This is a genomic window from Acinetobacter sp. NIPH1876 (assembly GCF_022808535.1).
Lineage (GTDB): Bacteria > Pseudomonadota > Gammaproteobacteria > Pseudomonadales > Moraxellaceae > Acinetobacter > Acinetobacter higginsii.
The window spans coordinates 41,021-65,494 of record NZ_JALGBR010000018.1 but is presented as its reverse complement, the minus strand read 5'-3'; the positions used below and the strand labels follow the sequence as shown (position 1 = coordinate 65,494).

Annotated in this window: 23 protein-coding genes and 1 pseudogene; 11 read left to right on the top strand and 13 right to left on the bottom strand. The window is 40.6% G+C overall.

The genetic code is table 11. The features are described from left to right. Positions 1 to 52: 52 nt before the first annotated feature. The 8 genes from MN869_RS17700 to MN869_RS17665 all read right to left on the bottom strand — a co-directional run bounded on the left by MN869_RS17700 (position 53) and on the right by MN869_RS17665 (position 9,130). The gene (locus MN869_RS17700) at positions 53 to 1,948 is read right to left on the bottom strand and encodes a hypothetical protein (protein WP_005249671.1); all 1,896 of its coding nucleotides are present in this window, start codon (positions 1,946 to 1,948) and stop codon (positions 53 to 55) included. Between the two features lie 44 nt (positions 1,949 to 1,992). Next, entirely contained in the window at positions 1,993 to 3,387 is a 1,395-nt protein-coding gene (locus MN869_RS17695) for a dsDNA nuclease domain-containing protein (protein ID WP_004756395.1), read from the bottom strand. Positions 3,388 to 3,389: 2 nt separating this feature from the next. After that, on the bottom strand, positions 3,390 to 3,851 hold the full coding sequence (locus MN869_RS17690; protein WP_004756394.1) for a Mov34/MPN/PAD-1 family protein: 462 nt from the start codon (positions 3,849 to 3,851) through the stop codon (positions 3,390 to 3,392). Positions 3,852 to 3,856: 5 nt separating this feature from the next. Then, the gene (locus MN869_RS17685; RefSeq protein ID WP_004756392.1) at positions 3,857 to 5,569 is read right to left on the bottom strand and encodes a ThiF family adenylyltransferase; all 1,713 of its coding nucleotides are present in this window, start codon (positions 5,567 to 5,569) and stop codon (positions 3,857 to 3,859) included. After that, positions 5,569 to 6,582, bottom strand: coding sequence for a nucleotidyltransferase (locus MN869_RS17680; RefSeq protein WP_000211631.1), 1,014 nt, complete (start codon positions 6,580 to 6,582; stop codon positions 5,569 to 5,571). The genes MN869_RS17685 and MN869_RS17680 overlap by 1 nt, the downstream gene beginning before the upstream one ends. 114 nt (positions 6,583 to 6,696) lie before the next feature. Next, positions 6,697 to 6,876, bottom strand: a complete 180-nt coding sequence (locus tag MN869_RS17675; RefSeq protein ID WP_001141890.1) for a hypothetical protein — start codon at positions 6,874 to 6,876, stop codon at positions 6,697 to 6,699. A gap of 205 nt (positions 6,877 to 7,081) precedes the next feature. Then, entirely contained in the window at positions 7,082 to 8,164 is a 1,083-nt protein-coding gene (locus tag MN869_RS17670) for an XRE family transcriptional regulator (RefSeq protein ID WP_000148670.1), read from the bottom strand. A 261-nt stretch (positions 8,165 to 8,425) separates the two neighbouring features. Continuing rightward, positions 8,426 to 9,130 (bottom strand): metallophosphoesterase, encoded by a 705-nt coding sequence (locus MN869_RS17665; protein WP_001209420.1) that lies wholly within the window; start codon positions 9,128 to 9,130, stop codon positions 8,426 to 8,428. A 141-nt stretch (positions 9,131 to 9,271) separates the two neighbouring features. On the opposite strand from MN869_RS17665, the gene MN869_RS17660 reads away from it, so the two are divergent. Further along, on the top strand, positions 9,272 to 9,550 hold the full coding sequence (locus MN869_RS17660; protein WP_000993734.1) for a hypothetical protein: 279 nt from the start codon (positions 9,272 to 9,274) through the stop codon (positions 9,548 to 9,550). A 106-nt stretch (positions 9,551 to 9,656) separates the two neighbouring features. Here the strand turns inward: MN869_RS17660 and MN869_RS17655 are convergent. Both MN869_RS17655 and MN869_RS17650 read right to left on the bottom strand, forming a co-directional pair. Beyond that, a pseudogene (locus MN869_RS17655) lies at positions 9,657 to 10,496 on the bottom strand (magnesium chelatase domain-containing protein); the annotation flags it as partial. Positions 10,497 to 10,565: 69 nt separating this feature from the next. Continuing rightward, on the bottom strand, positions 10,566 to 10,793 hold the full coding sequence (locus MN869_RS17650) for an accessory factor UbiK family protein (RefSeq protein WP_004802123.1): 228 nt from the start codon (positions 10,791 to 10,793) through the stop codon (positions 10,566 to 10,568). Positions 10,794 to 11,068: 275 nt separating this feature from the next. Between MN869_RS17650 and glnK the strand changes: the two genes are divergently transcribed. The 7 genes from glnK (at position 11,069) to MN869_RS17615 (ending at position 17,921) form a co-directional block, all read left to right on the top strand. Then, positions 11,069 to 11,407 (top strand): P-II family nitrogen regulator, encoded by a 339-nt coding sequence (glnK, locus tag MN869_RS17645; RefSeq protein ID WP_004656379.1) that lies wholly within the window; start codon positions 11,069 to 11,071, stop codon positions 11,405 to 11,407. Positions 11,408 to 11,474: 67 nt separating this feature from the next. Beyond that, positions 11,475 to 12,881, top strand: a complete 1,407-nt coding sequence (locus MN869_RS17640) for an ammonium transporter (protein ID WP_243308885.1) — start codon at positions 11,475 to 11,477, stop codon at positions 12,879 to 12,881. Positions 12,882 to 13,006: 125 nt separating this feature from the next. Beyond that, positions 13,007 to 13,471 carry a transcriptional regulator NrdR gene (nrdR, locus tag MN869_RS17635; RefSeq protein WP_171551635.1) on the top strand — a complete coding sequence of 155 codons (465 nt, stop codon included), beginning with the start codon at positions 13,007 to 13,009 and terminating at the stop codon, positions 13,469 to 13,471. 12 nt (positions 13,472 to 13,483) lie between these two features. Next, on the top strand, positions 13,484 to 14,584 hold the full coding sequence (gene ribD / locus MN869_RS17630) for a bifunctional diaminohydroxyphosphoribosylaminopyrimidine deaminase/5-amino-6-(5-phosphoribosylamino)uracil reductase RibD (protein ID WP_243308883.1): 1,101 nt from the start codon (positions 13,484 to 13,486) through the stop codon (positions 14,582 to 14,584). Then, positions 14,581 to 15,873 carry a DNA adenine methylase gene (locus tag MN869_RS17625; RefSeq protein WP_171551633.1) on the top strand — a complete coding sequence of 431 codons (1,293 nt, stop codon included), beginning with the start codon at positions 14,581 to 14,583 and terminating at the stop codon, positions 15,871 to 15,873. The genes ribD and MN869_RS17625 overlap by 4 nt, the downstream gene beginning before the upstream one ends. A gap of 396 nt (positions 15,874 to 16,269) precedes the next feature. Then, on the top strand, positions 16,270 to 17,109 hold the full coding sequence (locus MN869_RS17620) for an MIP/aquaporin family protein (RefSeq protein WP_243308882.1): 840 nt from the start codon (positions 16,270 to 16,272) through the stop codon (positions 17,107 to 17,109). A gap of 152 nt (positions 17,110 to 17,261) precedes the next feature. Beyond that, a complete protein-coding gene (locus MN869_RS17615) occupies positions 17,262 to 17,921 on the top strand; it encodes a riboflavin synthase (RefSeq protein WP_004656373.1) in 660 nt (219 codons plus the stop codon). 43 nt (positions 17,922 to 17,964) lie between these two features. Here MN869_RS17615 and MN869_RS17610 read toward each other — a convergent pair whose 3' ends face one another. From MN869_RS17610 to MN869_RS17600, 3 genes are read right to left on the bottom strand one after another with little or no spacing between them, the layout of a single operon-like run. Beyond that, the gene (locus MN869_RS17610) at positions 17,965 to 18,591 is read right to left on the bottom strand and encodes a hypothetical protein (protein WP_243308880.1); all 627 of its coding nucleotides are present in this window, start codon (positions 18,589 to 18,591) and stop codon (positions 17,965 to 17,967) included. A gap of 32 nt (positions 18,592 to 18,623) precedes the next feature. Further along, positions 18,624 to 19,031, bottom strand: coding sequence for a DNA polymerase III subunit chi (locus MN869_RS17605; RefSeq protein ID WP_243308879.1), 408 nt, complete (start codon positions 19,029 to 19,031; stop codon positions 18,624 to 18,626). A gap of 3 nt (positions 19,032 to 19,034) precedes the next feature. Beyond that, positions 19,035 to 20,483, bottom strand: coding sequence for a leucyl aminopeptidase (locus MN869_RS17600; RefSeq protein WP_243308877.1), 1,449 nt, complete (start codon positions 20,481 to 20,483; stop codon positions 19,035 to 19,037). 154 nt (positions 20,484 to 20,637) lie between these two features. On the opposite strand from MN869_RS17600, the gene lptF reads away from it, so the two are divergent. The 3 genes from lptF (at position 20,638) to gpmI (ending at position 24,467) form a co-directional block, all read left to right on the top strand. Further along, positions 20,638 to 21,738 carry an LPS export ABC transporter permease LptF gene (gene lptF / locus MN869_RS17595; protein ID WP_243308875.1) on the top strand — a complete coding sequence of 367 codons (1,101 nt, stop codon included), beginning with the start codon at positions 20,638 to 20,640 and terminating at the stop codon, positions 21,736 to 21,738. Continuing rightward, on the top strand, positions 21,738 to 22,808 hold the full coding sequence (gene lptG / locus MN869_RS17590) for an LPS export ABC transporter permease LptG (protein ID WP_243308874.1): 1,071 nt from the start codon (positions 21,738 to 21,740) through the stop codon (positions 22,806 to 22,808). The genes lptF and lptG overlap by 1 nt, the downstream gene beginning before the upstream one ends. A 114-nt stretch (positions 22,809 to 22,922) precedes the next feature. Continuing rightward, positions 22,923 to 24,467, top strand: coding sequence for a 2,3-bisphosphoglycerate-independent phosphoglycerate mutase (gene gpmI, locus MN869_RS17585; protein WP_243308871.1), 1,545 nt, complete (start codon positions 22,923 to 22,925; stop codon positions 24,465 to 24,467). The last annotated feature ends 7 nt before the right edge of the window (positions 24,468 to 24,474 follow it).

The following is a 24,474-nucleotide window of genomic DNA, read 5'->3' as shown; positions in this document are numbered from 1 at the left end:
AGATGTTTTCATGCAGAATCTCCTGCTTCTATCTTAAGAGAAAATTCTACTTTTACATCCTTTTATTTTTCGGGGGGATTACCGTGGGCTTTTCTTCTGTTTTTTCCTTTAACTGAATATTGGTAATTCCAATTTTTCTTAGAGCATTCAATAAAGTTGATTCACCATCTGAAAAGCCAGCAGATTTTGAGCGCCTAAAAACAAATAATTGGGTAACAAGATTGGAGCCCTGAAGAGTTTTCGAATAAGAGCCCTCTGACAAAGGTAAGCTCTTCATGAGATCAGAAATATACTGTTCAAATTGTTCTAGGGTCTTTGACCTAAATACTAGCCCAGAATGCCCACGTTCCTTGTGGATGCTTTTTCCCTCTACATTTGAAATATAAATCGCTGGTTGTATATCGAAAATATAAACTGGAGGGCAATTTTTAAGAGATAGTCGAATGACTAATGCTCCGCGAGTTGCTGTTTTATTTGAATTTGCATAACACCAATTTTTATAAGCTTGCTTTTCTCCATCTGAAATATCTTCATTTTCTAAAGTTTCTGAATTGACGGAAAAGGCCATTAGAGTGGGTTTATCGTTGTAATTAAAGTCTTCTTCAAAAGTATAATAGTGTACTGCATTGACAATACTGGGATTTAACAAGCGTGCTTTTACGCAAGCATTCCAAAGGTCCATAATTCTTCCTTGTTCTGGAGCTTCAAATTCTGTGGCATTATCTTTATTAGTGGTCGGATTAATTGTGGCATTAAGAACATCCTTGGAGCTATCAGGTTCCCCTGTACCAACTGTATTGGTTTCTTTTATATTTTTCTTCCTTTGTGACCGAGTAATGGTTCTTTCATGTTTTGTTTTACTTTTTTTCGCGATGGGTCCTGAACCTAACCATTCAAATTCATGATCTAAAATAACCGTTTGTGACAATGGTCTGCGCCCTCCTTGATCTTCAGATACATTAATCTGACCAGAGCCTAGTTGTAGCTCAGGAGGCTTAGGTGCGTTGTGGTCTATAGGTTTCTTAACTTGGTGAACTTCCTTTGTGACACTTCTGATGAGGGTTTGATCTGGTAAATCTATTCCAAGAATTCTTAGACCTAAAAAAGCATTGGTACCAGAAATATTGAAACCTGAAACTCGAATCTTTCTCGTTTCCTCGTGCCATGGCATTACTTTAGGGTATATATGATTTTTTTTATCAAAATCATCATGTTTTGCAATACTGCTAAATAATATCCTTACAGCATTTTGGGTATATTCACTGTATTGATAATAGGCAATAAATACATGGTCATTTAATGTAAGGCCATCACCTATAAGAACAGTCCATGTGCCTTCCTCTCCTGGATGAGGAGTGTAGAGCCGTTCATGCCGTTCGGCCTCATCGTATGTTGTCAGAATTCTAGGAAGTTCAGTAGATAGACCATACCCTCTAACCAGAAACTCAAAACAAGGTACGAGAAGTTCCTTATATTCCTGATCCGTTAAGGAGAAAGAAATACAATTCTCACGTTTGCTTGGCTTAATATAAAATTCATTTATGTTTGAGAGGAAATGATCTATTTCCCCAGTCTTTTCGTCTCGCTTATATGTTTGAACATAGGTATGTTTAAAATCCGTATGGTCAATATCAAACTCCCGTATTTCTAAGGGAAGATAATCAACCAATCGTTCATGATGCCAAACTGTGCCAATAGGCCAAGACACCAAATCTGTTATATTGGCATCAATAAAAATAAAATTATCTGTGGGTGTGTAATCTTCCAGAAGTTCCCTAAAAGCCACATGAACTTTAGGTTGGGTATTTCTACGTTCAGCTTTTGCTAACGCCCCATACCACCACACCATTAAGAACTTTTCAGCATTGGATTCAAGAACTTTGAATGCGGGTGATTTTTTTTTATCTAAAGAGTTATCAGTATTTTCTTCATTAGAATGATTGTTCATGATCAACCTCTCTATTGGTAATATTATCGACTAGTCAATTCTTCTTATAAGTTCAGTTCGGCTGTAGGGATATATTGCCCATCTACCCAATCGTAAAGCTGGATATCGCAAATACCATTCAAGCGATGTCCCAAGACCATTGCAAAAACTGAGGGTGCTTTAATAAAGAGGTGTAATTTAGATAACTTATTTTCAGATTTGAATGAAACTAAAGCGGATTTTGCCTCTCTCACAGCAAGATTTAGAGTTTCCATATTATCAATCACATAAGAGCTTTCTAAATTCAGTCTAGGTAAGCTCTTTACTTCATCCATTGTAGAGTCAATGTCTTTACCTATAGTTGTAGGAAATCCGATAGTAACTATGGCTTCAGTTTCACCCTGTAGCTCAACAGGGTCGATTTTATTAAAAAATTGTCCCTCTTTCTGTTTATGGTCATCAGTGCGATAAGCGAGGCCATTATGTTCTATTTCAAGTAGGAAGTTACGTGTGGCACTAAAAACATAGCCAAGCATACATGCGTTGGACATTCTTTGTTTGCCATCTATAAGGAGGGTTCTACGGTCACCACTGCTATGAATAAAATCCCCAATCGATACTGCTTTTTTGATTAGGTTGTTCCAGTCGCTGGAGTTTTTTTGAGCACGATCAGGACCATTGAAATCACTAATATCTAAGTTTAAGTCTTGATACTGACTGGATGATGCTGAAAGATTAATTTTTATAGGATCGGATAGCCACTGACTTCTACTTATATCTTCTTCAAGAGCATGGCAAATAAAACTTTCAAAGTCTTTACGATATATTGGACCAAAAGATGAACGAGAAATTAGATTTTTGAACTGATCTTTTAGTTGTTTGACCTGACTCCTGAGCAGTTCAATATTTATTGTGTCTTGAATTTCACTTAGAAATATAGACTCACTATTCTCAGAATTAAAAGTTATGAAACCAACATAATCAAGAGCAAATTCAGCTAAAGAGAAATCAATTTTTTTACCAACACACCAATCAAGGTATTCCGAGCGCCCATTCACTGAAACTGAAGAGTCGTCATCATAAGAAGATCCAACCCCTCTTAATCGGTCTATTTTTGAAATTAATGGTGAGATAGCGGTGTTATAACTTGGGCATACTAAATTAAACCAAATAAAGTTTTTTGGGTGGGTATCAAAAAGACTTTTAAAACGCCTTATTTCATCCCAAAATTCCGTAGCCGTTAAGGAGTGATTTTTTGCTTCATACATTACATGTAATGACTTTTCCGAAGAAAAATAACAAACTTCTATATCACTTAATGCTTCACTCACTATATGGCTAAATGCACTTTGTGAAAGCCATAGCGGTAAGCTCCTTAATACAAATGCATCCTGATATTCAAATCCTACTCGTGCAATCGCACCACCAGTTGATTGTTTTTCTAACAGACTCGCACTCATTATTATCTCTCTAAATCTAGGGTGGATCGGTAACAGGAACCATCTGATAGGTAGGTGTGAGCACTGCCCTCAAGATGATTGTTTTTTAAATGAAAAATCAGTAAGACTACAAAATTTGCCCCAACTTTTGGATCGGACACCAATTCCCTCATGGTGTGATGGTCTTTACTGCTGGGTTGTACACTAAAGAGAGGATGGCTATGCCATTCACCTAAATAGTTAAATTTTTGATAATTATTGTTTGTTGATTTATGAAAAAGGCGAATTGCTTTAATAGCATCCGTAATTCCACGTACAAAGGATGCTATCGTTCCACTCTTTTGAACAGTTAATGAGCTAACTCTAAAATGGTTTGTACCTATATGCTCACCCATTAAAACACCGCCACATTCGTGGGTTCCAGACTTCAACAGGGCTTTTATCAGTAAAATTTGTATATCAGTAGGAATGGATATTTTCAGCATCAGTATTAACCTTTCATCGGTTCAGGCTCTTCAATAGAATTGCCATTTTCACTTTCAGATATCTGTTTATCCGTAGGAGATTCTGTTACTAACGCACCTGAACAATCGATAGGATGAGTATCAAAAGGACATTGAAATATCCAATATTTACGGAACCCTATTAAATATGCTGAATATGGATAAGAGGATTGCTCATCAATTGTACATAAAGTATCTAATGTGAACTGCGTCATAGACGCTGCAAGAGCCGTTACATCTGCATCTGATGCAATATATGTTTGGTTTTGTGTTTGAAAGCAGTAATTATTAACTTTGCCTTCTGGGATTGGTTCCAACGTTTGTAAGACACCATAAATATGATTGCGAAGCTCTAAAGGTGAGGCATCTAACGTTGGGCGACTACGGGCCATCATTGCTCCACCACCGCCACCAAAGATTTCACCCCATACCATTGGTATATGTTTTCTTTTAGCAATTGCAGCTAAGGTTAGAAATGTATGTGAGCTTGCTGTCGCATCAATAATCAGATTACATGTGGCAATGGCATTAGCGATATTGGAATTTAAATGAGGATTTTCCTGTCCACCAATTTGCATTTCATACGTTTCAACTTCTATGTCTAATACTGTTCGTTTTAATGCTCTTTCAACAGCATGGGTTTTAGCAAAGCCAACATCTAACCAGCTGAGTTCATTACGGACAAGATTGTGTGGGGCCAGAATATCATCATCAATAAGTAGAAAGTTTTTACAGCCCGACCGTGCCAGTGAAATTGCAATTTTACTTCCTAACGATCCAAGACCTACAATTGCTATCCTTGTATTATTGAGATGGCTAAATTGTGCTGGCAATCTTTGATTCTGATCATCATGTAGATTAATAGCAGGATAACTTACGAAAAGTGGTGCTGTATTATTAATCAAGAATAGTTCCAAGTTACCCTTTAAGTCATATAACAATATAGGCTGTATGGAATTTGTGAATTCCTCTTGAGCAGGCCATAAATTGCCTAAAAAGGATTCTAATGAAACTCGGTCATTTACGGATTCCTTTAATTGAGGAACAGAATCAATTCGTATCGCCCATCCAGACAATTCAAATCTTTCATTAGAAAATGATGGTACGATGTCAGGTAGAGGTTTGTTCTGAATATTTGTTGGAACAATAACGGTTTTGTCTCGAAAGCTTGAGATGGCAATCTTAAAGTCCATTTTCTCAGAATCACTACCCAAGAGTATGTGACGTAACATAGGTGTTTCAATGAACCTTTCTGAAACACCTCTTAATTTTTGACCTATTGTTTCAGAATGCCTAGATGGTACAGGTTCTACATTCATCTCCAATACAGTCATTGCATCTGTTAATAAAAGAAGCTGGGCACTTCTAACTAGATCCACTCCACTGATATTGGTATTCCAATTATCTGGGCCATATTCTAGACACAGCACTCCTGAACCACCATACTGGTGCAAGATACTCCATCTTTCACCAGATTTTTGTGGGCGTATATATGCTGGTAGCTCTGGGAAAAGCTCTGGATATACTAAAACACCATTAAAATCTATAGTTCCTATCTTTAGAGAGAAGTTCAAATGCAGTTCATTTGTGTCTGTTGAGTTCCACTCCTGAATCTTAAAACTATTTTTCTCTTTCTCAAGATCAGTCAATAACTGCCGTTCTTGAGCTAGGCGTTCTAATGGTGTTTTTAGCAGTTCCATTACGCAAAGCCTCCTGGTTTATTTGGATAAACAGGGGTTGATGGAAAGGTTAATCCCGCACCTAGAGCAGAACGGATTAAAGAGCTGGCCATATCAGCAGAGTTTGCACTTTTGTGTGATGCCGAACGTGGAAAACGATTACCCAGAACCTGCCGCCATAGGGCTAATGCTTTATCATCATCTGTTTCATTTAAGGCGTTTCGTGCAATAACAGCTTGTTCTTCTACCTTTTCATAAAAAGTTTTGAACTCATCTGCTGTAACCGCAGAAAAAACATTATTGCCTGCAACACCAGGATCTTCTAAATGTGGAATTATGCCTAGTGACGCATAAATCCCATAAGAATCCCTGATCGTTTCTAAAAGATAAACAAACAACTTTTCATAGTTGGATTCGTAGTAATTCATATGCTTGGCAACCAGGCATTCTAAAATGAATCCTTTTGGTCTTTTTAAATCAGACAAGTTCTCACGACGCCACCATTTAAATAGCTTCACAAGAGGCTTAAATCGACCATTTGCATTTTTATTCACCTCAACAGTCCACTCGGTATGGGCTGGAGGGTTGGTAACTAGCCATTCTTCAAGATGAATGTCTGGAATCAGATAGCCGCCATATCCATCTGAAATGATAGGGACAACATCCATATCAACTTTTTTCAACTTAACATTTACTGAACGACGGTTAACGGTAAGATCGGTATATCCAATATCCTTTAATGCAGTATGTACTGCATCAAGGACAATTTGAGGATCATCATTAATTGTGTGATTTGTAAGGGCAATAATATCTACATCTGGCCTTTGTGTGATTCCGCCTATGGTAGTCGGACGTACTGCCGTATTTCTTTTATAAGAACCTGATAAGAATGTATGCACATGTACTTTGCTGAATTCATTATGCACTTTTAAAGCATCACGAAGCGTATTATGTGCGCTTGAACAATCATTAACCGTTGTTGTAGATGGTTCAATATCGGAAAGTAGGTCAAGAAACTGCTGTTGAGTTGTCATAATTCTCTCTGAGCCCATGTACTAAAATGGGGCATAAAATTAAGTGCGATCAGAAAAATTAAGTAACGTACTGCTGTGAACTTTGTTGCATAGCAGTAGGTTATTTAACCTTGTTTACGATATTGAGTTTGAGTTATCAGGATCATCCGATTTTTTATTACGGATAGCATCCTTTTCTTCTTTCAATGGCCGAGTTCTGGGAAATTTAAAATATCCAGTTGGATGGACAATAATTTTTCCAGATTTATGGCGATAAGATTTACAAAACACGAAGTCTTGATTTTCGGTAGGCATTGTTAGCCCTCCTATTTTGGCGGCTCGTTTTTCAGGGCGCATACCAAAATAAGCGGGTAAATCTTGAGATTTACGGGCCTAAATGTTAGAATGGGGTTCTGACAGCCAGATCTAACATGAGGTATGCGTAGGGCTTAGAGCCATATGCCTTTCCTGTGTGAAAATCTATCAAGCCGACTCTACCCAATAGAGTCGGCTTTTTAATTTATGAAACCATCTCAATAGTCTCCATTGAATCTAGGTCAAAATAATATAGTTTTTTAAAGTCATCTTCATATAAGTCAAATAATTGAGATAACTCACTAATGACAGATGTTGATGTTTTTTTTGCATCTATTGCGTAGTCAAAGAGCATTGAAGCTACTCTATATGTCGGTTCTCGATCCAATTCATTTGGTTCAACTTTACGATAACCACGCATAGCCATCTGCCGCCATAAATTGGCACTTTGACTTGAAGTTATAGTTCCTAACTCTGACGCCCTATAGATTAAGGCTGCCATTGAGGTTTTCCATTCCTTTTTAAGTCTTAGATAGTGAGCTAAATTAGTTGAACCTAATTGATCAATAATTTTTTCTTCTGGCATTAAGAATTCGGCAGCAAAGTCATTTGCTTCTTTTTCCATGAACTCAGATGGCTCTTCATGGAGGACCAAATGCCCAAGTTCATGTGCTAGTGTGAAGCGTATTCTGTCATTTGGCTGGTTTGCATTTAGAAATACACATGGAGACACACCATGCATTTTTAAGGATACGCCATCAACATTGTTATCTTTAAAGTCGCATAAAAAGACTAAAACCCCTGCATCTTCCACAGTGGCAGTTAGGTTTTCAAGAGGTTCATTCCCTAATGCCCACAATGACCTAAGTTTTTTAGCAGCTTCTTGAGGAGTGTTTATATCTAGGCCAATTTTAAAAGTTGGTAAGGAATTTTTTCTTTTTGGCACATTTGTGAATAATTCTAATGTTTGTACATGGCCCATTTTTAACATCATTTCAGCATTCATGCGGCTCAATGCTTTAGCTGTGGTAGAGCTTTTTTTTCTGTATGCATGCAAACTAATTGGCAGTGCATTTAGCTTTTCAATATGTTCGAAAAATCGTATAGGGAAATGTAGGGCATTGGATAGATTATGGATAACTTCATCGGAGGGTTTTAAGTCCCCACTTTCAATTTTAGATAATGAAGCCTGGGTAATAGACTGTCCCATTTCAGCAATTAGTTCAGTTTGACTAAGACCACGAAAGTTTCGTGCAATACTAAGCATGTCAGGATTGAAATGAGTCATATTCACCTCCAAGATGATTGACTTACAGATCAAGTTAATCGAATAATAACTGAACAGAAAAGAGTATGCAAATTTTTCTTCAAATTATTCCTAAAATGTTTCGTTTTAATGGGTTTAAGCTTGTTTTTATGCATATATAGTGTTTTTTGTTTTTATGGATACTATATATAGTGTTTTGGTTTTTACATTTTAACATGTAAATTTCCTGAAAGAAGTATGTTTACGTCAAGATACTAAAATATGAAACCTAACATAGATCTCTTATAGTTCAAGAATGGTTAAAGGTCCCCCAAAAACAGCACCAGTATCGATAAAAAAACAATTCTGATGCTTAACAGGTTCCTTGACTACAGTATGGCCGAAATAAATTTCATCAACTCCCGTTACAGTCTTATAGATAGGATTGTATGTACTAAAACGGACACGTCCTCTATGCCATAATGCAATTTGCATGGCAGATTGTTCACCTTCAATGAAGTAGTTATTTTTAAGAACCTCTTGTTTGAAATTATCCCAGTCATTGATATGTATATCTGCATGCACAAAACCATAAACTTTATTATTATGATGAATTTCAAGAATGATCGGTAAATTGAGACACTGTTCAACAACAATTTGTTGTTGAACAGTAGGTAGCTTATATAACCAGTCTCCACCATGATAAGCATGCATTTCTTTCATTTCATTATCAAAAGTTGCTTCAATACACATCTGTTCATGATTGCCACGGATTGCTTTAAACCAGGGCTCATTAATAAGACTTAGGCATTCAAGATTTTCTTGGCCGCGATCAACCAAATCTCCAACGGAGACCAATAAATCCTGCTGAAAGTTAAATTCTAGTTCTTCTAACTTATTCATAAGTAATGTATAGCAACCATGTAGGTCACCAACTACAAAAAGCCGACCTCGAATAGGTTTTGTATAGAACTCTACTAAGTTAGAACCTAAATCTACTTCTCTCATAATTATCCAATTGTTTAATATCAAAGTCTTCATCAAACAGGGGGAGTTTGAATAGATTGATTCTCCTTTTAATTGGACATTTGATCTTTATGTGGGGTTTTATTCTAAAATAAACGAATGTAAGTAATGGAACACAGCTAAATGAATGCACAATTAGAAGTGATGTCAGATCAGGAATTAAATAAATATGAACAAGAGCTCCTTGCTAAATGGACACCGAGAGTGGCGCTTGAAGCTCAAATTGATAGACTTAATTCTCAACGATCTGAATTGTTAGAAATTTATCACAAATTAAAGAATCCAAGGCATCCACAAAATACAAGATTGATCCATTCAATAAAGTCATTAAAACATAAGTTAGAGGACTTTGAAGATGAATTAGATGATCTTATTCAGGATGGTCAATTCAAGCAACATTAAAAATATTTATAACTACCTTATTTAGTTAGGATCTATTTTCTTCTTACTTATCAGATTATTTGTCGCATAGTTGTTTGTAATGTCGCATAGTTCTTTGGAAATGACAACCACCACCGACCAAGGCGATCGCAGATGCGGTATGGTGCGGTGATCGGAAAGGGCGTTGTCCAAAGCGATGTTGTGCATTGGCAACCGAGTAAATACTGGCGACTTCTAAATTTTCCTGTGCATTGAGCGGAGGCAAAATAGAGGGTAGCCGTGAAGCCAACAGTGTTTTACCAGTGCCAGGTGGTCCTTTGAACAATAATGAGTGTCCACCTGCCGCAGCAATTTCTAAAGCGCGACGTGGGCGAAGTTGTCCTTTAACATCTGCGAGGTCGAGTTGATAAGATGTTAAACCATGAATTGCTCTTTGTGGTGCAGCAGTAATTTGAGAATTGCCCGAAAAATGTGCACAGACATCCTGTAGGTGATTGGCAGCATATACCTCAAAATTGGGAAGCTGATTGGCTTCTTCTAAATTACCTTTAGGCAGTAACAGACGATGCTCTGCTTGTTGGCAGGCCATCGCAATCGTCAATGCGCCTGAAATCGGGCGTAAATGTCCATCTAATGCCAGTTCCCCAATGAATTCAAAGCCTTCAGTGCTATCTTCTGGTAATTGTCCTGAAGCAATCAGGATGCCAAGAGCAATGGGTAAATCAAGTCTAGAACCATCTTTAGGGAGGTCAGCGGGTGCTAAATTGATGGTTAAGCGCTTGGTTGGGAACTGAAAACCGCTATTAATAATGGCTGAACGGACACGATCTTTACTTTCACGTACTGCAGCTTCAGGTAGACCCACAATTGTGAGTGAAGGCAAGCCTGAACTGATGTGAACTTCAACTTCAATTTGTGGGGCATGTAGCCCCAATAAGCCTCGTGTATAAATCTTGGCAAAAGACATCTTATTGTTGTTCCATTGTGGTGCTTTATTTTTAATCATTTTTCGGTGCTATTCGCACCGAATTGGTGCTTATTTTTTATTCTGAACAATTTCTTCAAGTATTTTCATTTGCTGTTGCAGCTCAGTGAGGCGTTGATTGGCCGTATTGAGAGCAGTTCGTTGGCGATCAAGCTCTTGTTTAGAGACAAGGTCTAACTTTTCGATGCTTTCACTCAATAACGCACGTAAGTTTTTTTCTAGGTCTTTTTTAGGTTGGTCAACTTGTTGCAAAATTGCCTGTAAAAGAGTCTCAATCATAAAGTGCTCAATAGGTTATGTATATTTGCTGCTCAGTGTATCACTGCTGGCTATATTCCTCTAGCACACTTCGGGACAGAGGGATGAGTGACTGGTTGATTTCATTCAATATAGCGAAATGAAGCTTATTTTCGATGCACTATCTACATCTTCAAGCCTAAATAGGTTATAAAGAAAGCTTGTGCTCAATATTTAAAAACCCCCAACCTTTAAATATTGGCATGAAAATTGAACATAAAACCTTACTGGTGAAAATAAGCCGAAGGAAAACAAACATGAAGCTTGTAACTGCAATTGTAAAACCATTTAAATTAGATGATGTGCGTGAAGCACTCTCTGAGATTGGTGTTCAAGGGATTACCGTAACTGAAGTCAAAGGTTTCGGACGTCAAAAAGGTCATACAGAACTGTATCGTGGTGCAGAGTATGTGGTTGATTTCTTACCGAAAGTAAAGATTGAAATTGCAATTAGCGATGAAATGGTGGACGCAGTCATTGAATCAATCACTCGTGTCGCAAGCACAGGCAAAATTGGTGACGGCAAAATCTTTGTCACGAATTTAGAGCAAGTCATCCGTATCCGTACGGGTGAAACTGGGCCAGATGCTGTCTAAATTGGCACAAACTTTGCTGAGTTAGAAATAAGAGAAATAGCTCACAAAATAAGGTTGGGGGACACGAATGAAAAAAATGCTTATGGCGCTCAGTCTATCTGGCGCACTCTTAGGTGGTTCGGCGGTGGTTTGGGCAGAAGATACTGCATCAACACCAGTAACTGAACAAACTGTAGCCGTTGCTGATACGGGTGCTGCAACAACTGAAATCGTTGCAGTTGAAGCTCCAGCTCCTGAAGAGGCTGCTCCTGCTGCTGTCGCAACACTGGATACGGGTGATACAGCTTGGGTTCTTGTTTCAACAGCATTGGTTCTGTTGATGACTATTCCTGGTTTGGCTCTGTTCTATGGTGGTATGGTGCGTAAGAAAAACGTACTCAGCACCATGATGTTCAGCCTTTCTGCGGCGATCTTAGTGAGTTTAATCTGGGTAATTGCTGGTTACTCATTGGCTTTCTCTGGTTCAGGTGCCTATGTGGGCGACTTGGGCAAAGCGATGCTGAATGGCGTTGCATTTGATGCCTTAAGTGGGACAATTCCTGAAAGCTTATTTGTTATTTTCCAAATGACCTTTGCCATCATCACTGTTGCGATTATCAGTGGTTCGATTGCTGATCGTATGAAATATTCAGCATTTATGGCATTTATCGCAGTATGGGTAATCTTGGTTTATGCACCAATTACTCACTGGGTATGGGCGGCTGATGGCTGGTTATTCAAAGCAGGTGCATTAGATTTTGCTGGTGGTACGGTTGTTCATATTAACGCAGGTGTTGCAGGTTTGGTTGCAGCATACATGTTAGGGAAACGTACAGGTCTTGGCCGTGAATCTATGGCGCCACATAACTTAACCTTAACTGTGATTGGCGCAAGCTTGATTTGGGTAGGTTGGTTCGGCTTTAACGGTGGTAGTGCTTTAGGTGCTGGTGCGCGTGCAAGTATGGCGATTCTTGTGACTCAAGTTGCTGCTGCCGCTGCTGCATTCTCATGGCTCATTGTTGAACGTCTGGTTCGTGGTAAAGCATCAGTTCTTGGTGGTGCATCAGGTGCGGTTGCTGGTTTAGTGGTGATTACACCTGCTGCTGGTTTCGTTGGTGTAGGCGGCGCATTAATCATGGGCTTAATTGGTGGTGTGGTGTGCTTCTGGGGAATTACGGCATTGAAACGCCTGCTTAAAGCGGATGATGCTCTAGATGCGTTCGGTTTACATGCTGTTGGTGGTATTGTTGGTGCGATTCTTACGGGTGTGTTCTACAGTGATGAAATCATCAAAGCGGCAAATGTTGCACTTGCACCAACCTTTATCGGTCAATTGTGGGTACAAATCGAAGGTGTATTAGCAACAATCGCGTATAGCGCAATCGTGACCTTCATTATCCTGAAAGTAATTGATTTGGTGATTGGTATCCGTGTCAGTGCTGATGATGAACGTATGGGTCTTGACCTGAGCCAACATGGCGAACGTATCGAATAATTTGTACAACATGCGATTTAAAAAACAGCCCCAACGGGCTGTTTTTTTATGGCTTTAGACGACTAGTTCTGCAATTGCAGAAACTTTGCTACACTTAAGCAAAGAGAGTAAATAATCACGCAACTATGCATTGTCCATTTTGTAACGCCGCTGATAGTAAAGTCATAGACTCCCGTTTGGCTGCCGAAGGCTGCCAGATTCGACGTCGTCGTGAATGCGTCATTTGTGGGGAGCGATTTACCACCTTTGAGAGTTATGATGTGGTCATGCCGCGTGTGATCAAATCAGACGGTAAAAATGAACCTTTTGATGAGGCCAAACTACGCCGCTCTTTAATGCATGCCTTACAAAAACGTCCTGTCACTCAGGAACAAATTGAAACCGTACTCAGCGATATTCAATCGCAGATTCGTCGTCTAGGCGAGCGTGATGTCAAATCCAGAACCATTGGTGAAATCGTGATGCAGGCATTATTTGCATTGGATCATGTTGCCTATGTTCGATTTGCTTCTGTGTACCAAGATTTCCAAGATGTAGAAGCATTTCGCCATCAAATTGAGCAAATGCAACAACGTGAAAATGAAGTTTAAATTCGAGAGATCATGTCTGAGTTAACCCACGATCATTTATCTGAACATCAGTATTGGATGCAGCGTGCTATTGAATTGGCTCGACTTGGACAATATTCGACTAAACCCAATCCAAATGTCGGTTGTGTCATCGTCAAGGATGGCCAATTGATTGGAGAGGGGTATCATCCAAAGGCAGGGCAGCCGCATGCGGAAGTATTTGCATTGCGTCAGGCAGCTGAGAACGCCAAAGATGCAACTGCATATGTCACTTTAGAACCTTGCGCGCATTACGGGCGAACACCACCTTGTGCAGAAGCTTTGGTCAAAGCTCAGGTAAAAAAAGTTGTGATTGCCTGTTCAGATCCGAATCCATTGGTTGCAGGTAAAGGCGTTAAAATTTTACAAGATGCAGGCATTGAGGTTGAAACGGGAATTTGTACGGAAAGCGCAAAAACGCTCAACTTCGGCTTTCTAAAAGCCATGTCAACTGGCCTGCCTTATGTACGCTTAAAAATAGCATCAAGTCTAGATGGTCGCACTGCCATGGCGTCGGGTGAATCAAAGTGGATTACAGGTGCAGCTGCAAGGCAAGATGTACAACATTGGCGGGCAATTTCAGGTGCGGTGATCACTGGCATTCAAACCGTTTTAGCCGATGATTGCGAATTGAATGTTCGTGCTTTGGAAGGTGTTAATCCGACAACAGTGGTGCAACCGAAGCGGATTGTTTTAGATCGACAAGGACAGCTCCCGCTTTCTGCAAAAATTTTACAGCAACCTGAAACGGTGATGGTGATGACACCATTTCGTCAAGAACTTGCTGATTTAGGCGTGATACAATTGACGCCGCAACCTTTAAACCAGTTATTGCAGACTTTGTCCCAACAACATCAAATTTATGATGTTTTGGTTGAGGCAGGTGCAACTTTATCAACGGCCTTTTTACAACAAGGATTGGTTGATGAAATGATTAGTTATGTTGCACCAACTTTACTTGGTCAATCTGCTCGGGCTATGTTTAATGCTGAATTTAGCAAAATGGCAGAGCAACTCCGTTTTGAGTTGGTCGATGTAACCCAACTTGGGCAAGACATTCGCCTAAGATTGCTCCCTATCCAAGAGATGATATGAATCCAGAACCATCGGTTTATCACAAGCGTCGTCATGCTGCCCGTACGACTGACGAATATCTTTTTCATCAGTTAGTGCCGTATCTCGGTAATAAGCGTCGACTGCTTCATCTGATTCTAGAAGCGCTTGAGATTACAGGGACACTGAATAGCAAGAAAAAGAATCCACCGATTTTTGCTGATTTCTTTGCGGGGAGCGGTGTGGTCTCGCGTTTAGCCCGTCAAAATGGTTATCGCGTGATTGCCAATGACTGGGAACCGTATAGTCATGCCTTGAACAATGCGATTTTGGCTTGTGTTGATGCGCCTGCATTTAAAGAATTAGGCGGCTATCAGAAAGCCATTGATTACCTGAATCGCTTGCCTGAAGTTAAAGGTTGGGTCACGCATAATCTCTGCCCACGTAATGATGATGTGTATGATCCTGCCCGTGATCGCCTGTTCTTCAAACGCCGTAACGGCATGCGGATCGATGCGATTCGTCAGCAGATTGCAACTTGGCAAGCGCAGGGGGCAATTAATGATGTGGAAATGAGTGCTTTATTGGCACCATTACTGTATTCCGCAAGTTTCGTAAGTAATACCAGTGGCGTTTTCAAGAGTTTTCACCAAGGTTGGGGCGGACGTACCCAAACGGCGCTGGAGCGGATTGAATCGTTATTGTGGCTGACACCGAGCCGCTTTTGTGAGATTGGTGATCCTAAACGTCCAGCTGCTGAAGTGTGGTGTGTCGATGCACAGCACTTGGCTAATCAAATGAGTAGTTTTGAGGTTGATGTCGCCTATCTTGATCCACCCTATAATCAGCATGCTTATAGCAGTAACTATCATGTTCTGAATGCACTGACCTTATGGGATCAAGTTGACTTGCCATCCCCAGATACCAAAGGTTTTAAAAGCGGTATTGATCGAGCTTGGCGTAAAGAACGTCCGAGCCCTTATAACTCTTCTAAATATGCCAAAGAGGCCTATGAGAAGTTATTGGAAACGATTAATGCACGTTATATTTTGACCAGTTATTCGACTGATGGAAATATAGAGCCGAAAGACTTGCTGACTGCCAATTTGAAGCGCGGTAAAGTGACTTTATTGACCCAAGATGTTCCACGTTATCGGGTCAGTAAACAACGCCAGTCTGAACGCGCGCGCGTACTTGAATTTATTGTGATCACGGATACCCATGCTAAGTCAGGGCCACCGTTAAGACAGCTTTTGGGGCAGTTGTACCATTTCGCTGAATTGGGTGGGGTCGATACCACGGGTAACAGTACCCAACTGGCACTTTGGTAAGATAAAACGGACACCACTTTGGTCACAAAGTGGTGTTTTTGTATCCAATATTTACTGAGTATCGGTTAATTAGATTGTTGTGATCGATTTGTAAGATAAACCTATGTTTTTATAGTAAATATCTACCAATTTTGAGTTGGTTTATACATACGAAGTCATGCATTTAAATTAGAGGTTAGAAAATTATAATTAATAAATAATGATTTAAAACAAATATATAGATTCTTGTTACTCTCTATTTTTATAATCGTGTTCACCGAGTATAAGGATAGAAATACTTTGACCAATCGTTCAAATTTTTACCAAATGATATTGACCGTATCTGAAAATAACTATAGTTTGCCGAGCTTAATTTAGGGTCTTGCCTATTTGCAGCGATGACCAAGAGAGGTTGTTATGAGTCGCTCGGAACCCACCTTATTGGGGCAGTGCGTAGCTGAATTTTTTGCTACCGCAATTTTTTTATCATTCGGTATTGGTGTAGTGGCTGCACTTAAGCTTGCAGGAGCGAGTTTAGGCTTGTGGGAAATTAGTATCGTATGGGGTTTGGCGGTTGCATTGGCAGTGTATTTATCTGCAGGCATTTCTGGGGCACATCTTAATCCCGCAGTGACCATCGCTTTGGCACTGTTTGCTGGTTTCGAAAAACGTAAAGTGCCTTTCTATATCATTTCACAAGTTGCTGGTGCGTCTGTGGGTGCACTTCTGGTTTATGGTCTGTATAGCAATTTATTTGTGGATTATGAACAGACGCATCACATGGTACGTGGCAGTGTCGAAAGTCTGGAACTGGCAGGGATCTTCTCAACCTATCCGCATCATCTGTTATCGCTTGGTCAGGCCTTTATGGTGGAAATGTTTATCACCATGTTATTGCTCTGGCTGATTATGGCGATTGGTGATGACAGCAATGGCTTACCACGTGGTGCTTTGGCCCCGATTCTAGTGGGTCTGTTGGTTGCAGTGATTGGTGCTTCTTTTGGACCATTGACTGGTTTTGCCATGAACCCTGCACGTGATTTTGGCCCAAAAATCGTGGCTTATTTCTCGGGTTGGGGACCTGTTGCCTTTACCGGTGGTCGTGATATTCCTTATTTCATCGTACCGATTTTTGCACCAATCGTAGGGGCTTGTTTGGGCGTACTTGGTTATAAGTTGTTCTTTAGCCATTTCTTAGTGAATCATAAAGTTGAAGTTAAAGCGACGACTGAGAAACAAGTGTCTGAAATGCAATAATGACTCTATGAAGAATCTAAAGGGCAGCCAACAGATTGCCCTTTTTATTTGCCTGTGTTTGCACTACACATGCCTTGTTATCTCTAGTTCTTTGCTTTAAGGTATCTTCTTTACAGTGGTACATACTGCAATAAAGGTAGGTTGAAACTCCCATGTTTACAGGCATTATTGAAAGTTTAGGTAAGGTTGAGAGCCTACAAAGTGTAGGTGGCGACGTTCGTTTGCGTATTCAAACTGATTTGGATATGTCTGATGTACATTTGGGGGATTCGATTGCCACCAACGGGATCTGCCTGACTGTGATTGAATGGGGTGAAAACTGGTATGCAGCTGACGTTTCGCGTGAGAGTTTAAACCGGACCACACTAGGTCAATGGAAAGTTGGTCAAGCCGTCAATGTCGAGAAAGCAATGCTGCCAACCACACGTTTTGGTGGACATATTGTCAGTGGACATGTGGATGGTTTAGGTGAAATTACCTTAGTGCGACATGATGCACGTTCACTGTATTTTGAAGTGACAGCGCCTGTTGAATTAGCCAAATATTTAGCCGAAAAAGGTTCAGTTACTGTCGATGGGATCAGTCTGACCATTAACCATTTACGCGGTAATATTTTAAGTTTGAATTTGATCCCACATACTGCAGAGCGTACCAATATTGGCACTTGGCAGGTTGGAAGCAAAGTCAATTTGGAAGTGGATGTACTGGCACGCTACATTGAGCGTTTATTATTAGGTGATAAGGCTGCGGAACAGAAAACTGAATCGAATATCAGTATGGCTTTTTTAGCTGAAAACGGTTTTTTAAAATAAAAGATGAAGTATAAAAAAGCCCAGTTTGAACTGGGCTTTTTTATTATTTTTCGTCTGAAAATTCACTCTTTTTCAAGATATAGTCAATTTCATCTTGCGCGAGGGCATGTAACTTGGCGCGGAATACAGTTACCGCTTGCTCAATTAAACCTTCGGCTTCTAATTCAAGTCGTACACGGACACTTTCCAACTCTGACAGAATTTGCTGATCATCGATCACAACACGTTGAGCCTGTGAATAATCGATATTTGGGTGCTCAGGGTTACTTTGATAGCGTTCAGTTTGCTGTGCAATTTCCTGATCAATATGGCCACGTAAGGCAAGCAGGCTCTCAGTCTGTTGTTCAAATTGACGGGCTTCATCGGCTTGCAGTTGTGCGGCATAGGCAGCTTCAGCTGCACGCTTCTCTTCCAAAGCCTTTTCCAAAGCCAGTTGTTTACGAATGCGTGCTTGTTCAATCAAGTCCGCTTTTAAGTCGGCATAGGCTTGATCAATGCGCTGTTGAGAAAGCTTCTGAGCATTTTCTTCATGCTGCGTCCATGTCTGAGTCAGTGTTTGTGGTAGCAGTAGATCACAAATACGTGCTAAATCGTCCTGATAGGTCTGACGGACAGCCTCAGGTGCATTTAACCAACGTTTTTTAAAGTCCTGACCTACATTTAATGCCACAAGACACTCCTCAAATGATGTTTATTGCCGATTTATAATTTAAATGTTCGAGGTTCAATACCTAAACGACGATACATTTTAAATTTTTCCCGCCCGATCTGTTTTGCCGTTTCATTATTTTCAATAATTTCGATAATGTGGCGAAAATCTTGAGTTTGTTCAAGTGCATGATTGTTAAAATTAAACACGATCCAATCATTCGACGGAGGTAATTCCGCTGAAATACACACTGGACTATGCGGCTGATTGATGCCATGTGGAATAAAACTGAGTGGATCAAAGTTCCAAAGTTTCTCATCTAACTCCATTTGCTGCTCAGAATCAGCGCAATACCACCAGATCTGTGGATGCTGATTCAGAATCTTACGGCATAAACGGCAAGCACTTTCGACTTGCCGTTCTTTACTATTTTCAAATAGATAAAAGCTGATTTCTGGCATGTTTTAGTTTTTCGTTGCAACACGATTGGCCAAGAATTGCATCAGTAATGGCACTGGACGACCCGTTGCACCTTTGGCTGCACCCGATAACCACGCCGTACCTGCGACATCGAGGTGTGCCCAACGATAATCACGGGTGAAACGTTCGAGGAAACACGCGGCAGTAATTGCGCCACCATATGGACCGCCAATGTTGGCAATATCAGCAAAAGGAGAATCCAGTAATTCTTGATACTCTTCCATCACTGGCATACGCCATACGCGGTCTAGTGACTGTTCACCTGCTTGTTGTAGGTCTTCGGCAAGTTCATCATCTGGCGTAAATAAGCCACTCACCACTTTCCCCAGCGCAACAACGCATGCACCTGTGAGGGTTGCAATATCAATCACCAGTGCTGGGTTAAAGCGTTTGATGTAGGTGAGGGTGTCGCAAAGGACTAAACGACCTTCGGCATCAGTATTTAAAATTTCAACCGTTTGACCGCTCATGGTAGTGACGATATCTCCTGGACGAGTAGCATGACCAGAAGGCATATTCTCAGCAGCTGCTATCGCACCAACCACATGAATGGGCAATTGTGCTTCGCATAGTGCTTGAATGGTTCCAAGAACAGAAGCTGCGCCGCACATATCAAACTTCATTTCATCCATGCCTAGACCTGGTTTCAATGAAATACCACCTGTATCAAAGGTCACACCTTTACCGACAAGCACGACAGGCGCTTGATCTACTTGGGCATTGTATTCGAGTGTAATAATGCGACCCGGGCGATCAGAGCCTTTGCTGACTGCAAGGAAGGCATACATCCCCAAGTCCGCCATTTGCTGCTCATCCAGCACTGTGACTTTTAAAAGCGCTGGATATTGTGCTGCAAGTGCAATCGCTTGATCTGCCAAATATTCAGGGAAGCAAATATTACCTGGACGGTTGCCGAGATCACGTGCGTAGTTTTGACCTGATTGCACCGCATGAATTAGATTCAGTTGTGCATCATCTAAAGTGGTCTGATTGGCGATCAGGTGAATTGTTTCTAAGACAGACTCATTCTTTTTCGATTTAAATTCGTCATAACCATAAGCAGCTTGGGTGAGGCTCAAGACAAATAGTGAATGTAAATCGGTTGGGAGTGCTGAAAGATCGACACTAATTTGTTTAAATTTATTTTGTGATGATTTGATAATAGTTTGTGCGAGTTTTGCTAATTTTGTGGCTTTTAACTCGGCACTTTTTCCGAGTCCGAGCAGTTGAGCATTGGCTTGTACGGAAATATTGGTAATTAAGGCTAAGCTTTCGTTAAAACCTGCTTTGAATTGTGTTGCCTTAAGCACTTCTTCTAGGTGATTGATTTGATATGTATTTAAGTTCTGTTGTAATTGTTCTGAATCAACCAAAATCCACAAAGATTCGCTAGACGCCTGAGTTGGGAATGCGTTATGAAGGGTAAATTTCATTGTTTGTATGGAACCTGATGAGTGAAAAAGAAAGATAAGTCCATTAAACACTTTCGGATATGAGGTTGCAATCCGCAACAAGCGATAGGTTTTATATTTTTAACATTCGGGTAAACTAGCGTTACCTTCAATTGGGCTTTTTGGAAGTATTACTTTGATTATTCGGCGTTATCTCGTCAAACAAGTGGTTTCGACATCACTCGTCGTCATTGGTTTATTAACCCTGATTATGATGGGTGGTCGTTTAATCAAATATTTTGGCGTGGCAGCTCAAGGTCGTTTAGATGCAGGCATTTTATTTAGCATCATCGGCTATCGTTTGCCCGAGTTTTTAACGCTGATTCTTCCTTTGGGTTTCTTTATTGCCTTGATGCTGGTGTTTGGTCGTCTTTATGTTGACCATGAAATGGCGGTGTTAAATGGCAGTGGTGTAAGTCGGAATCAATTGGCACGCATGTTGTTACCGATGACCTTGGTATATCTGGTGGTACAAACCTGTTTAATGGTGTGGATGGGGCCGTGGGGCTTACGTGAGTTTGAAAAACTGACCAGCACACAAGCGGTACGCACGGGCTTTGACTTGGTTCGTCCTAAGGAGTTTATTTCTTCAGGCCCTTTTACGATTTATGCAGACTCATTGTCTGAAGATCGTAAGAATTTAAAAGAGATTTTCTTCTATCAAAAATCCAACCAAGAAGATAAACCAGATATCATGATTTTGGCGAAAGAAGCCACTCGTGTTGAAGTTGCTAATGATACGGCTAATGTCGTGGACTTGGTTCAAGGCCGTCGTTACGAGATTTATCCTAATCAGCCACGTTATCTTCAGGCAGAATTTCAATCTTATCGCTTACGTTTAGAAAATGATAAAGATGTGAAATTTGAAAGTGATGATGTAGAGGCCTTGTCAATGTCCAAGCTTTGGCAGAAACGGGATGACTCCGTGGTGCGTAGTGAATTAGGCTGGCGTATCTTTGGGCCATTTATCATTATTGTGGGTTTGATGCTTGCTGTCGCATTGTCTGAAGTGAGTCCGCGTCAAGGGCGTTATTATCGTTTGATTCCTGCGATCTTTATTTTTGCCAGCTTAATTGTGGTTTTGATCGCGATTAAGACTCGAATCAGTAAAGATGAGTTGGACATTTGGGCTTATCCAGCTGTGATTTTGGTTTATGCCATTGCAGCCGCAATTTTTGCACGTAAACAAAAATTAGCGCCTAAAATTAAGAAAAGTATGCAGCGAGTGGGGTTGTGATGTTAGCACGTCGAATAGTCGCCAAACATGTGACAAAAACCACGGTTCTAGCGATGCTCGGAACAACGCTGGTGTTATCTTTCCTACAAGTATTATTTACGTACCTTGGTGAATTGGGTTCGCTGAAACCTAACTATAATGCATGGCAGGCCTTTCTATTTGTGATGTGGGGTGCACCGCGTTATTTATATGAAATCCTACCTGTTGCTGCATTGATTGGCTCTGTTTTAGGACTGGGCGCACTTGCTTCGAATAGTGAACTGATTGTGATGCGTTCTGTTGGTATCAGTTTATGGCGAATTGTTGGCTGGGTCATGCGTTCAGCGCTGTTATTGATCGTACTGTCTTTTGTGTTGAGTGAATGGGTGATTCCTTATACCAACGAACAAGCTCAAAGTATTAAAAAACAACGCAGTGTAGCGGCTTTGGGCGAAGTCAAAGGTTATTGGTCACGTGAAGGTCAGCGTTTTATTTATATTGATTATGCCAACTCACAAGGTCAGCTACGCAACATTCAGATCATTGATTTTGATCAGGACTACCGCTTGCAGTCTTTTGTGACCGCTGAAAAAGGGCAGTTTATTAAAGATGGTGAATGGCAGTTGTCTCAATCACATCAAGTGGATTTACTGGCGCAAGGCAATGCCATTAAAACAGATCATGCGCAGCAATCGCTTGGTTTAGCATTACAGCCGAAATATGTACATATGGTGACCTTGGACCCTGAAGATTTATCTCCAAGCCAGTTGATTAGTTTCATGCGCTATATGGATGAATATAGTCAGGTGCCGAAGACCTATGAATTGGCCTTCTGGCAGAAAGTGACCTCACCATTTTCTTTAATTACTTTGGTGTTGATTGCTTGTTCTTTCATTTTTGGGCCATTACGTCAACAGTCAATGGGTTTCCGTTTGGTGATTTCACTGTTTACAGGTTTAGGTTTCTTTTATCTTCAAGATTTCTTGGGCTATGCAAGCTTGGTGTACGCACCTTCACCTGCATGGTTTGTGCTGATGCCCGTGGTGCTGATCTTTATGGTGGGGAGTTATCTGCTCTATCGAGCACGCTAATCTTGATGGAGAGGTTCTATGATCAGGATTGATGAAAGCCATCAGTCAGGTCATGGAGAATTCGATTAAATTTCGGTAAAATAGACCGATCAAATGACAAACAGAGAGTCCATTATGACGGATGCAAATGCTGGCAAAATTCCTCACGTTCTGGTAATTATGGATGGTGTAGGACATCGTGAAGCAGTTGAAGATAATGCTTTTTTAGCGGCGAAAACGCCAAACCTCACTGCGATGAAGGCCAAGCATCCAAATAGTTTAATCTCAGGTTCAGGCGAAGATGTCGGCTTGCCTGACGGTCAAATGGGCAACTCTGAAGTCGGTCATATGAATTTAGGTGCAGGTCGTGTGCTGTACCAAGATTTCACTCGAATTACTAAAGATATCCGTACTGGTGCTTTTTTTGAGCATGAAGTTTTAATTGATGCTGTAGAAAAAGCCAAACTAGCAAAGGGTGCCGTCCATGTGATGGGCCTGTTGTCTCAAGGCGGTGTTCATTCACATGAAGACCATATTGTAGCAATGTGTGAGCTGGCATTAAAACGCGGTGCAACCGTGTATTTACATGCATTTTTGGATGGTCGTGATACACCACCGCGGAGTGCAAAGCCGTCACTAGAAAAACTAGATGCTTTATTTACACAATATCCAAATCAGGGTCGTATCGTTTCGATGATTGGTCGTTACTTTGCGATGGACCGTGATAATCGTTGGGATCGTGTTGAACAAGCCTATCGCCTCATGACAGAGGGAGAAGCAGTACGTATCGCCAACTCAGCAGTTGAAGGCTTAGAGCTTGCCTATGCTGCGAATGAAAATGATGAATTTGTTAAAGCAACACGTATTGGTGAAATTGCCAATGTGCAAGATGGCGATAGTGTAGTTTTTATGAACTTCCGTGCCGATCGTGCGCGTGAAATTACTCGTGCTTTTGTTGAAAAAGATTTTGCTGGATTTACCCGTAAAGTCGTTCCAAACCTGTCTAAGTTTGTGATGTTGACCCGTTATCAAGCCAGTATTGATGCACCTGTGGCATATATGCCAGAAGGGCTTAAAAACTCGATTGGTGAATATTTGTCAAGTCTGGGTAAGACCCAATTGCGTATTGCTGAAACTGAGAAGTATGCACACGTTACTTTCTTCTTCAGTGGTGGTCGTGAAGATGAATATGAAGGTGAAAAACGTATTCTCATTCCTTCACCGAATGTTGCAACCTATGATTTAAAACCAGAAATGAGTGCTTATGAAGTGACTGATGAATTGGTGAATGCAATCAATTCAGGTGAGTTTGACCTTTTAGTCGTGAACTATGCCAATGGTGATATGGTTGGGCATACGGGTGTGTTTGATGCCGCAGTGAAAGCAGTTGAAACAGTCGATAGCTGTCTAGGCCGAGTTTACGATGCAGTGATGGCGAACAAAGGGCATATGTTAATTACAGCGGATCATGGTAATGTAGAGCAAATGCAAGACTATGATAGTGGGCAGGTTCATACCCAACATACCACAGAATTGGTTCCATTTATTTATGTTGGTCCTACACAAGCAACGATTGCTGAAGATGGCGTATTGGCGGATGTGGCACCAACACTCTTGCATTTGATGAACATTCCTGTGCCGCCTGAAATGCAAGGCAAGAACTTAATTACTTTTAAATAAGGTGAAT